The 10,255-nt window shown below is 58.5% G+C and carries 10 protein-coding genes; 4 read left to right on the forward strand and 6 right to left on the reverse strand.

The window, feature by feature from the left end:
* Window positions 1–102: 102 nt before the first annotated feature.
* On the reverse strand, window positions 103–1,371 hold the full coding sequence (gene serS, locus VL547_RS02690; RefSeq protein WP_325574907.1) for a serine--tRNA ligase: 1,269 nt from the start codon (window positions 1,369–1,371) through the stop codon (window positions 103–105).
* A 42-nt stretch (window positions 1,372–1,413) separates the two neighbouring features.
* A complete protein-coding gene (locus VL547_RS02695; RefSeq protein WP_325574909.1) occupies window positions 1,414–3,246 on the reverse strand; it encodes an NAD+ synthase in 1,833 nt (610 codons plus the stop codon).
* A gap of 26 nt (window positions 3,247–3,272) precedes the next feature.
* On the opposite strand from VL547_RS02695, the gene VL547_RS02700 reads away from it, so the two are divergent.
* Window positions 3,273–4,298: a hypothetical protein gene (locus VL547_RS02700; protein ID WP_325574911.1), complete on the forward strand. Its 1,026-nt coding sequence runs from the start codon at window positions 3,273–3,275 to the stop codon at window positions 4,296–4,298.
* A gap of 17 nt (window positions 4,299–4,315) precedes the next feature.
* Here VL547_RS02700 and apaG read toward each other — a convergent pair whose 3' ends face one another.
* The 4 genes from apaG to VL547_RS02720 all read right to left on the reverse strand — a co-directional run bounded on the left by apaG (window position 4,316) and on the right by VL547_RS02720 (window position 6,601).
* The gene (gene apaG, locus VL547_RS02705; RefSeq protein WP_325574913.1) at window positions 4,316–4,702 is read right to left on the reverse strand and encodes a Co2+/Mg2+ efflux protein ApaG; all 387 of its coding nucleotides are present in this window, start codon (window positions 4,700–4,702) and stop codon (window positions 4,316–4,318) included.
* A gap of 78 nt (window positions 4,703–4,780) precedes the next feature.
* On the reverse strand, window positions 4,781–5,113 hold the full coding sequence (locus VL547_RS02710; protein ID WP_325574915.1) for a translation initiation factor: 333 nt from the start codon (window positions 5,111–5,113) through the stop codon (window positions 4,781–4,783).
* 53 nt (window positions 5,114–5,166) lie between these two features.
* Window positions 5,167–6,021: a carboxylating nicotinate-nucleotide diphosphorylase gene (nadC, locus tag VL547_RS02715; protein ID WP_325574917.1), complete on the reverse strand. Its 855-nt coding sequence runs from the start codon at window positions 6,019–6,021 to the stop codon at window positions 5,167–5,169.
* Window positions 6,022–6,058: 37 nt separating this feature from the next.
* Complete coding sequence (locus tag VL547_RS02720; RefSeq protein WP_325574919.1) at window positions 6,059–6,601, reverse strand: DUF4783 domain-containing protein; 543 nt, start codon at window positions 6,599–6,601, stop codon at window positions 6,059–6,061.
* Between VL547_RS02720 and gpmI the strand changes: the two genes are divergently transcribed.
* From gpmI to VL547_RS02735, 3 genes are all read left to right on the forward strand, one after another.
* The gene (gene gpmI, locus VL547_RS02725) at window positions 6,600–8,123 is read left to right on the forward strand and encodes a 2,3-bisphosphoglycerate-independent phosphoglycerate mutase (RefSeq protein ID WP_325574921.1); all 1,524 of its coding nucleotides are present in this window, start codon (window positions 6,600–6,602) and stop codon (window positions 8,121–8,123) included. The two genes, VL547_RS02720 and gpmI, sit on opposite strands and share 2 nt — an antisense overlap.
* Before the next feature lie 92 nt (window positions 8,124–8,215).
* Window positions 8,216–8,806, forward strand: a complete 591-nt coding sequence (locus VL547_RS02730; protein WP_325574923.1) for a sigma-70 family RNA polymerase sigma factor — start codon at window positions 8,216–8,218, stop codon at window positions 8,804–8,806.
* A 46-nt stretch (window positions 8,807–8,852) separates the two neighbouring features.
* Window positions 8,853–10,253 (forward strand): hypothetical protein, encoded by a 1,401-nt coding sequence (locus tag VL547_RS02735; protein ID WP_325574925.1) that lies wholly within the window; start codon window positions 8,853–8,855, stop codon window positions 10,251–10,253.
* Window positions 10,254–10,255 lie beyond the last annotated feature (2 nt).

Genomic DNA, 10,255 nt, shown 5'->3' on the forward strand with positions numbered 1-10,255 from the left:
CCCGTTTTGCGAAACGTTTCGCAAAACGGGGTAAAAGAGGCACCCCACCCCACTCCACGGGGCCTACGCGCTTAGGGCGGAACGAAGAGGCGAAATATTCATCTAAATCTGGGTGGCGCCGTAGTAGCGGTGCAAAACCTCGGGTAGCGCTATCGCCTCCGCGGTCTGGTGGTTTTCCAACAGACACGCGAGTATACGCGGGAGCGCCAGCGAGCTGCCGTTCAGGGAGTGGAGCAGCTGTGTCTTCCCCTTGGCGTCTTTATAGCGGATCTTGGCGCGGTTGGTCTGGTAGGCCTCGAAGTTGGAGACGGAGCTCACCTCGAGCCACTTTTCCTGGGCGGCGCTATAGACCTCGAAGTCGTAGGTCAGGGCGGACGTAAAGCTCATATCGCCCCCGCAGAGACGGAGTATGCGGTATTCCAGCTGGAGGGTCTGCAACAGGCGCTCCACGTGGGTCACCATTTCCTCCAATACGTCGTAGCTCTTTTCCGGTTGAACCAGCTGTACGAGCTCCACTTTGTCGAACTGGTGCAGCCGGTTCAGGCCGCGTACGTCTTTGCCATAGCTCCCCGCCTCGCGGCGAAAACAAGGGGTATACCCCGTCATCCGCACCGGCAGCTCCGCTTCCTTGAGGATTTCGTCCCTGTATACATTGGTGAGCGGCACTTCCGCGGTCGGGATCAGGTAGAACCCGTCTTCCGGTACCACGTACATCTGCGCTTCCTTGTCCGGCAGCTGCCCGGTCCCATAGGCCGACGCCTCATTGACCATATGCGGCACCTGAAGCTCCCGGTAACCCGCCTCGGTATTATAGTCGAGGAAATACTGTATTAACGCGCGCTGCAGCTTCGCGCCCTTGTCGATGTACACAGGGAACCCGCTCCCCGTGATCTTGGTCCCCAGCTCGAAGTCGATGAGCTGGTATTTCTTTGCCAGGTCCCAGTGCGGGAGCGCGCCAGCCGGCAGGACCGGGCGCTTGCCGCCCGTCCGCACCACCTCGTTGTCTTCCGGGGTCCGCCCGGGAGGGACGCTGGGCGCCGGAAGGTTTGGTATCCTGACCAGCAGGTCGTGCAAACCCTTCTCGACAGCGGTCAATTCCGCCTCGATCGGGCCAAGCTCAGCGCTGAGCTTGGCCACCTCCTTTTTGCGGGCCTCGGCCAGGTCTTTCTCGCCCTTCGCCATCAACTGCCCGATCTCTTTCGACGCACTGTTGACAGAGGCCTTCTTCTCATCATACTGGAAAGTCAGCGTCTTGCGCCGGTCGTCAAGGCTGAGAACGGCATCGATCAGCTCGAGCTCGCCGAAGTTTTTGACGGCAAGCCGGGCGAGAACATGGTCGCGGTTTTGGCGGATAAAAGGTACCTGTAACATAGGTCGCAAATATAGCGTTTTCCCCGCACCCCTGCCGCCGGCCTAACCGAGGTACTTCGCCACGATCGGTACGCGCCGGCCCACACCAAAGGCCTTTGGCGATACGCGGATAATAGGGCAGAACTGGTTGCGCTTGTACTCGTTGGTATTGACCATACGCAGCACGCGGGAAACCAAGGCCGGATCGAAGCCTTGCTCCGCCAGCTCGGCGGGGCCCTGGCGGCGCTCGATGTATTGATACAAGAGCGGGTCCAGGACGGCGTAGTCGGGGAGGCTGTCGGAATCCTTCTGGCCGGGGCGGAGCTCGGCGGAGGGGGCCTTATCCAGGATATTTTGGGGGATGATGGGGGCGGCGCGGTTGAGGTGACGGCTCAGCGCGTAAACCTGGAGCTTATAGAGGTCGCCGAGCACGCCCAGGCCGCCGGCCATGTCGCCGTAGAGCGTGCCGTACCCTGTCGCGAGCTCGCTTTTGTTGGAAGTGTTCAGGAGGATATAGCCGAACTTATTGGCGATCGCCATCATGATATTGCCCCGGGTCCGGCTTTGGAGGTTCTCCTCGGCCAGGCTAAAAGGGAGGTCGCCGAACACCGGGTGCAGGGTATGCAGGAACGCCTCATAGACCTCGCGGATGGGTATGATATCGTACGGATTGCCGAGCGTTTCAGACAAGGCCACGGCATCCGCCACCGAATGCTCGGTGGAATACGGGGAGGGCAGCAGCACCGCCCGGACGTTCGCCGCGCCCAGGGCCTCGCAGGCCAGCGCCAGCGTCAGGGCGCTGTCGATCCCGCCGGAGCTGGCAATGAGCGCTTTGCTGAAGCCCATCTTGCGAAAGTAGTCGCTTATACCCATGACCAGCGCTTCGTGGATACGGCCGATGTGCAGCTCCGGCCGCAGGATGTCCGCGTCCAGCCTGGAGAACCCGGCGGACGCCGCGGTGACCACCTTCGGTACGCGCGCGGGGGCTACCAGGGCCGGAGCATTGGGGTCAGCCGTGGTGCTGGCGCCCGCGGCAGAGGCGCCACCCAAAGCCGGGGACGGCGCGCCGTAAGCAGTTAGCGGCGTGGCCGAAGCCGCTACCTCAGCGTCGTCGGGTCCGCAGGGCAATACCTCGCCCGACGGCGTCAGCTCCGCCATAACGATCCCTTCGGAAAAGAACGGCAACGCCGACACCACGCGCCCGGAGGCGTCCATCGCCAGCGACCCGCCGTCGAAAACGATCTCGGTCTGGGAGCCCACGGCATTGCAGTAGAACATGGGCAACCTATACTTATCGACGTTGGCGCGGACTATGGCGCCCCGCTCTTCCGCGTGCGCATAGTCGAACGGCGAAGCGGAAAGGTTCACCATACAATCGGGGGACTGCGTGATCAGCTTATCCATCGGGCACAAGCGGTAGAGCGGGTTATCCCCCAGGTTCCAGATGTCCTCGCAAATGGTCACCGCCAGGCGGCGGCCCTTGAACTCGACGATGTTCCACTCGAAGCCGGGTTCGAAGTAGCGGTACTCATCGAAAATATCGTACGTCGGGAGCAGGGTCTTGTGCCGGATATCCTGTACTTTTCCCTCGTACAACAACCAGGCGGCGTTGAAGAGGTCCTTCCCTTCCCGGTCAGGGTTGCGGACGGGACAACCTACCAGCACGCCGATGGTGTCGGCGTGCGTACAAATCAGGCGGATGGCGTCGTCGCACCGGCGGATAAAATCCTCGAACTCCAGGAAATCCCGGGGCGGATAACCGCATACGCTCAGCTCCGAAAATACGACCAGGTCCGCTCCAAGGGCCTTGGCGCCGGCAATACCTTCGATGATCCGCTGGGTGTTGTATTCAAAATTGCCGATGTGGTAGTTCTGTTGTGCCAGGGCGATTTTCATACCGCAAAGTTACGTAGTTTGCGACCATGAAGAAGCTGCATTACCTCCTGGCGCTGGCGCTGCTCTGCAAAGCCCTGGCCGGCTGTAATAACGGGGACAATATCCCCGATGTGTCCGCGATAAAGGTAACCCTCCAGGTGAAACGGTTTGACAAGGATTTGTTTGCTCTCGATTCCAACCAGCTACCCGCCCAGTGGCCGTCAGTGGCATCCAAATACCCCGCCTTTGCGCCGGTATTCCTGCGCAGCGTGCTGGGCCTGGGCCCGCAGGCCGACAGTCCACGGCTGGCGTACGGCGAGCTCCGGCACTTCATCACGCAGAACCAGGTGCTGGAGGATTCTGTACAGGCGAAATTCGGAGATTTTTCCAGGCAGCAGCAGGAATTGCAAAACGACTTCCGGTACATAAAATACTATTACCCGGATTACGCCATCCCCACGATCATCCCGTTCATCGGCAACTTCGGAGGACGCGAAGTATACAGCCAGGATGGGTTGGCCATATCCCTCGACTACTATATGGGGGCGGATTTTTCTTACTACCAGATCCCCGAGGTCCAGGAAGTCTACCCGGCGTTCGTGAGCCGCCGTTTTTCTCCGGAATACTTACCGGTCAACTGTATGGCGGCCATCGTGGACGATATGTACCCGGCGGGCGACGATACCGCGAACCTGATGGCGCAGATCATCGACCGTGGCAAGCGACTCTACCTCCTGGATAAATTCCTGCCGCGCACGGCCGATACGCTCAAGATCGGTTATACCGGCAAACAATACGAATGGTGCAAGGCCAACGAAGGCCTGATATGGAGCTTCCTGGTGCAGCAGAACGTACTGTATACGATCGATCCGGACAAGGTGAAGACGTATATGGGGGACGCGCCGACAACGCAAACCATGCCGGACCAGTCCCCGGGGAGCATCGGTTCGTTCGTGGGCTGGCAGATCGTGCGGAAGTATGTTTCGAGAAAGGGAGATCCGGGACCGAAGGCATTGATGGCGGTGCCGGTAAAGGATTTGCTCGCGGGAGCGCAATACAATCCGAAGGGATAGCCGAATCGGCGCGGCCGTTAGTTCATCTTGAACGGCACCATCATTTCAAAAACCGGGATGGCCACGTCAAAGGTTTCTTTGGAATGTTGATTTTCCATCTGGTAGGTACCGTGCATCTTGCCCATTTCGGTGCGGAGGTTGCAGCCGCTCACGTATTGATACCGCTCTTCGGGCTGTAAACCGGGCTGGACGCCTACCACGCCTTCCCCTTCGACTTCCCGGTAGGTACCGTTCGAGTCGAATATGTGCCAGTGGCGACGGAGCAGTTTGATAGGGAAGGGATTGTTATTCTCGATGGTGATACGGTACGCAAACATAAACTCGCCGGCCAACGGATTGCTGTAGTCCGGCTGGTAGAATGTTTCTACGCTCACTTTGACTCCTTCGGAAACGGTCGAGACCATGCGCTAAAGCTGTTTAAACCGAAAATACGATAAAACGAGGCCAAACAGTATCCTAAATGGGTGTTTTTGACACCTCATTCACAAAATTTTATATCCTTTTGTCTTTAGCCACTGGATAACTTTAGGACGATGGTCCCCCTGTACGATGATGTCTCCGTCCTTGACCGATCCCCCGGAGCCGCAGAGGTTCTTGACCTGTTTGCCCAGGGCCTCCAGGTCTTCTCCCCGACCTATAAAACCACTGACCAGGGTCACGGCCTTCCCCGCACGGTGCTTGGTGTCCAGTGTGACCTTCAGCCGCTGGTGGGCGGGGGCGGGCGTCTCTTCGGGCTCCGGCTCCGGCCCGGTTCGGAAGGCGGGGTCCGTGGAGAAGACGATACCGTCGGAAAGGGGAAATTTTTTCTTTGACATAGGAAAACTTTTAGGGCCCCGGCCCCCGTGCTGAAAGCGGGCCGGGCGCCGGCTTAGACAATCGCTTTCAAACTCAAATCCAGGCTCCGCGCCTGGTGTATGACCGCCCCGACGCTGACGAAGTCCACGCCGGTCGCGGCATACAGGATGATATTATCGAGGTTGATCCCTCCGCTGGCCTCGGTTTCGACGCGACCCGAGATCATATTGAGGGCTTCGGCGACCATCTCGGGCGCAAAATTGTCCAGCAGGATGCGGTCGACCTTTCCGGTCCGCAGGGCGGCAGCCACGTCCTCCAGGTTCCGGGTTTCCACCTCTATCTTCAGCCCCAGCCGGTGCTCCCGGGAATAGTGCCAGGCCTTGTCCACCGCTTTTTCCAGCCCTCCGCAATAGTCGATGTGGTTGTCCTTGAGCATGATCATGTCGTAGAGTCCCATGCGGTGGTTTAAGCCTCCGCCGATCCTGACCGCTTCTTTTTCCAGTATCCGGAAATTCGGCGTCGTTTTGCGGGTGTCCAGCAGCCGTGTGTGGTATCCTTCCAGCAGGCGGGTATACGTATGGGTTAGGGTGGCGATACCGCTCATGCGTTGCATACAATTCAATACCAGCCGCTCTCCAAGGAGTATGGTATGCACCCGGGCTTCCATATCGAAAGCGATGTCGCCGGGGGATATCTGGGCGCCATCCTGTAAAAAGGCGGTGATGCGGCAATCGGGCTGGAGACGCCGGAAGATGCGTTCGGCCACATCCATACCGGCCAGGATTCCCCTGTCTTTTACCTTGAGGCTGGCGCGTCCGACCGCGTGGGCGGGGATACAACCGACGGTAGAGTAATCACCCGGGCCTATGTCTTCCTGGAGGGCGCGGTCTATGAGGAGGTCGAGAGGGTCGATTTCCTTGTGTTGCATGCCGCAAAGGTAAAGAAAGTCTGACAGGGGTTAAAGTCTACCGGGTCGCGAGCGCGATCTCCTTGATAACAGGTGTCTCCCCGTCCTGGCGGATAAAGAGGCTGGTGCGGAAGTTTCCGCCAAGGGTTTGGAGGGTGCCGACACAATACCCGGGGTTATCCTTGTTCCCGGCGGCATTCTGGACCTGGAAGCCTTTGACCTTGTAGGTCTCGAAAAAATCCCGGAGCACCATGCGCGCCTGGCTCTTGCTACAAGAGCCCACGGGTTTGTCCGGGAGCGTCAGGTCTACATAGCTGTCGAAGTAATGCGAAAGGGCTTCGGCATTGCCTGTTTGCAAAGCGCTGACCACCGGCGTCAACCGGTCTGCCGCCTCCGGACGGGAAACGGTTTCGGTGACGGGGCTCAGGAAAAAACCCCGGTGTGCGCCAGCCGCCGTAAAGGTGATCAATATGGCCGCCGCGCCCCAAATGAGGAAGGTCCTGGATAATTTTGCATTTATGGTGCCCGACGTTTGCATACACCCGAACTGCGCTAAAAGTGTGCCAGGATTACCCCGTTTTTTCCCGTAGGTTTGCCGCATGAGTCAAAATAAGGTCATCCTCATCATCATGGACGGATGGGGATTGGGACAAAAGCCCGCTTCGGACGCCATACAACATGCAAAGACCCCGTTCGTTTCCTCGCTTTACGGAAAGTATCCACACAACACCCTGGTCACCTGCGGCGAGGCCGTAGGTCTACCCGACGGCCAAATGGGCAACAGCGAGGTCGGCCACCTCAACCTGGGCGCCGGCCGGATCGTCTACCAGGAGCTCCAGCGGATCAACGTGGCGATCCGGGATGGCTCGTTTCAAAAGAACCCCGCCCTGCTGGCGTCCATCCGTTACGCCCGTGACAACGGCAAACCCCTTCACCTCATGGGCCTCCTCAGCGACGGAGGCGTCCATTCCCATATCAACCACCTCAAGGCGATCACCAGCCTTTGCGCTTCGGAAGGACTCGACCGCGTCTTTATTCACGCCTTTACCGACGGCCGTGACACCGACCCGAAGGGCGGCCTGGGATATATCGAAGAACTGCAGCAACACCTCCGGCAGACCACCGGCCATATCGCCACCATCACCGGGCGGTACTATGCCATGGACCGTGACAAACGCTGGGAGCGCGTAAAGCTGGCCTACGACGCGATGGTCAATGGTGTAGGCGCTTACGCAACCGACCCCGTCGAAGCCGTCCGCGCTTCTTACGAAGCGGGCGTTACCGATGAATTCATCAAGCCGATAATCCTGACCTCGGGTGTCGAGCCCCTGGTTAAGATGACCGACGGGGATGCCGTGCTTTGCTTCAATTTCCGCACCGACCGCTGTCGCGAAATCACCCAGGTCCTAACCCAGCAGGACTTCCCCGACCAGGGCATGCACAAGCTGCAGCTCCATTATACGACCATGACCGAGTACGACAAGACCTTCAAGGGGGTACACGTGGTCTTCGAAACCGACAACCTGGCCAACACTTTGGGCGAGGTCCTCTCCGCCGCCGGCCGGACGCAGATCCGGATAGCCGAAACGGAAAAATATCCCCACGTCACCTTTTTCTTCAGCGGCACCCGGGAAGCCGAATTCCCGGGAGAAAAACGCATCATCATACCATCCCCGAAGGTCGCCACCTACGACCTCCAGCCGGAGATGAGCGCCCCCGAAGTCACGAAGGCCATTGTAAACGAGATCAACGGCGAGACCGCCGACTTTATCGTCCTGAACTTTGCCAATGCGGACATGGTGGGTCATACAGGCGTATGGGACGCCGTCATCAAAGCCGTCGAAACCGTGGACCATGCCGTGGAGCAGGTCGTTACGGCGGCGTTGTCCCACGGTTATTCCGTATTCCTGACCGCCGACCACGGCAACGCCGACTACATGGTCAACGACGACGGCAGCCCCAACACGGCTCACTCCCTCAACCTCGTCCCCCTGTTTTTTATCAGCGCGGACGGAAAAGGCGCCCTGAAATCAGGGAAGCTGGGCGACATCGCCCCGAGCATCCTGTCGGTACTGGGCGTCCCCATTCCGGCTGAAATGACGGGCGAAATTCTAATTAGTTGATAATCAAGAGGGCAATTTTGGAAAAAAACCGGGGCCTGCGCAGCAATTGATTGCCGGATTTTGTCTATATTTCGGGTATTAAACCTACCTGCATGACGGAAGAAGTGCTCTTGCAAGGATGTCTGCATAAAGATGCAGCCGCCCAGCAGGAATTCTACAATCGCTACAGTCCAAAAATGCTGTCGGTTTGTTACCGCTTTGCGAAGAACCGGGAAGACGCGGAGGACATGCTTCAGGAGGGATTTATCCGGATATTTTCGCAAATTCATCAGTTTCAGCATAAGGGCGCCCTGGAGGGATGGATCAGGAAGATCATCGTGCATACCTGCATCAACCTGCTCAAGAAGAACAAGAAGTTCTCGGAGAATGTGGACATACAGTATGCGCAACACCTGTCCGTGAGGGAAGAAGCGGTGCCCGCCGTGATTCAGGCCAAACAGGTCATCGAATGCATACGGATGCTGCCTATAGGATACCGTACGGTGCTCAACCTGTTTGCCATCGAAGGCTACAACCACAAGGAAATTGCCGAGATGCTGGACATCGAAGAGAGCACGAGCCGGTCGCAGTACACGAGAGCCAAAGCGATGCTGGAGGACATCCTTATCCGGAAACGGATCATCCTGGCTCCGCCTGAGAAGATGGAAAAGAGAGAACAGAAGGATACGACACTGACTGCTTAGAGCCCCCCACGCCGTTTCACCAACATCGAATACCCATTTTTTGACAATGGAAAAGGATTTCTCAAGAGGCCATTTTGAAGAGCTGCTTACGGAGAGAACGGGTGATTACAAAATGTACCCCACCGAGAAGGTGTGGGGTAACATCTATCACCGGTTGCACACCCGCAGGAAATGGCGCTTTATCGGAGGAGGGACTTTTGCATTGATGATCATCGCCGGGGTATTTGTCCTGATGCAGGACAACCCCCATCCGCCTTCGAACGCCTACGCCATCCATAATCCTTCGAAATCCGTCAAACCGGCAGCGGCCAGCGCTGCCCCCCTCGTGGCCTCTTTGAACAGTACCTCTGCTTCCCGGAATGGCAAAAGCCATTCGCTATCGCTCACGGGCAATACCTATCTGACGGCAGGGGATTACCTCCTTCAGAGCCCCGCCTGGCTAACCCACCCGGGCAACGCGCCTATGCTTTCCCTGATGAATGTTTCCCCGGCGCCGGCAGAGCCGCACTCCGCCGTGGGGGACGATCATACCGTATCGGCCCCGGAAGGGCAGGTCCTAACGGCGCCGGATAAGTCCAGCACCCTGGCCGTCGGCGCCCCCGCCCCGGGATCGCAGGAAACCTTGTCCCATATGATCGGCAACGAACCGCTCAAACGGGACGCCGGTGGCATCGAAAAATCCGTCGCGCTTTCCTCCAAACCGCTTTCGATCATCAAGGCGCCGACCCGGTACAGCTGGTTGTTCCACTTCGAGCCCTCGGTCAGCTTCCGCGTGCTCAAAAGCCGTACGGCCATCGTGACCAGGGGCGTGGGCGTCCTCATCGTCGACAACAACGGCTACGACATCAACAAGCTGGTGGAACAGCGTCCCTCGGTAGGTTTCGAAGCCGGCGCGGACGCCTTTTATTCCCTCACGGACCGGTTGCGCCTCAAGGCGGGGCTGCAGTTCAACTACAGTCGCTACACCGCTGTGGCGGAACCGACGAGTACCACGGTCGTTAACCAAACGCTTGGCGGCTCCGGCGGCGTGCCCTCCACCACCTATCAGACCACGAGCAACTACGCCAACAAACCGTCCAACACCTCCATACCCAACCAGCGGGTGGAGTTGTCCGCCCCCGTCGGCGCCGAATACGCGCTGGTCCGCACCCCCGGTTTCAGCTGGGTCGTATCCGGCACCGTGCAACCCACCTACATCCTGAACTCCAAGGCCTTCCTCCTGACCAGCGACTATCACTCCTATATCCAGAACCCCAACCTGCTCCGCCAGTGGAATATCAACGCCGCAGCCGAAACCTTCCTCCGTTTCGACCGCGGCCCCATCCAAATCCAAATCGGTCCCCAGTTCCGCTACCAGATGCTGCCGAGCTTTATCAGTAGCTATCCCATCAGCGAGCACCTCTACGACGTCGGGTTCAAGATCGGGATCATGCGGACCATCCGGTAAAT

It is taken from the genome of Dinghuibacter sp., assembly GCF_035492835.1.
Lineage (GTDB): Bacteria > Bacteroidota > Bacteroidia > Chitinophagales > Chitinophagaceae > Dinghuibacter.

Excerpts from the sequence above, each read along its gene's own strand:
- serS (WP_325574907.1), bottom strand. The coding sequence starts at position 1,371 with ATGTTACAGGTACCTTTTATCCGCCAAAACCGCGACCATGTTCTCGCC.
- VL547_RS02695 (WP_325574909.1), bottom strand. The coding sequence starts at position 3,246 with ATGAAAATCGCCCTGGCACAACAGAACTACCACATCGGCAATTTTGAA.
- VL547_RS02700 (WP_325574911.1), top strand. The coding sequence starts at position 3,273 with ATGAAGAAGCTGCATTACCTCCTGGCGCTGGCGCTGCTCTGCAAAGCC.
- apaG (WP_325574913.1), bottom strand. The coding sequence starts at position 4,702 with ATGGTCTCGACCGTTTCCGAAGGAGTCAAAGTGAGCGTAGAAACATTC.
- VL547_RS02710 (WP_325574915.1), bottom strand. The coding sequence starts at position 5,113 with ATGTCAAAGAAAAAATTTCCCCTTTCCGACGGTATCGTCTTCTCCACG.
- nadC (WP_325574917.1), bottom strand. The coding sequence starts at position 6,021 with ATGCAACACAAGGAAATCGACCCTCTCGACCTCCTCATAGACCGCGCC.
- gpmI (WP_325574921.1), top strand. The coding sequence starts at position 6,600 with ATGAGTCAAAATAAGGTCATCCTCATCATCATGGACGGATGGGGATTG.
- VL547_RS02720 (WP_325574919.1), bottom strand. The coding sequence starts at position 6,601 with ATGCGGCAAACCTACGGGAAAAAACGGGGTAATCCTGGCACACTTTTA.
- VL547_RS02730 (WP_325574923.1), top strand. The coding sequence starts at position 8,216 with ATGACGGAAGAAGTGCTCTTGCAAGGATGTCTGCATAAAGATGCAGCC.
- VL547_RS02735 (WP_325574925.1), top strand. The coding sequence starts at position 8,853 with ATGGAAAAGGATTTCTCAAGAGGCCATTTTGAAGAGCTGCTTACGGAG.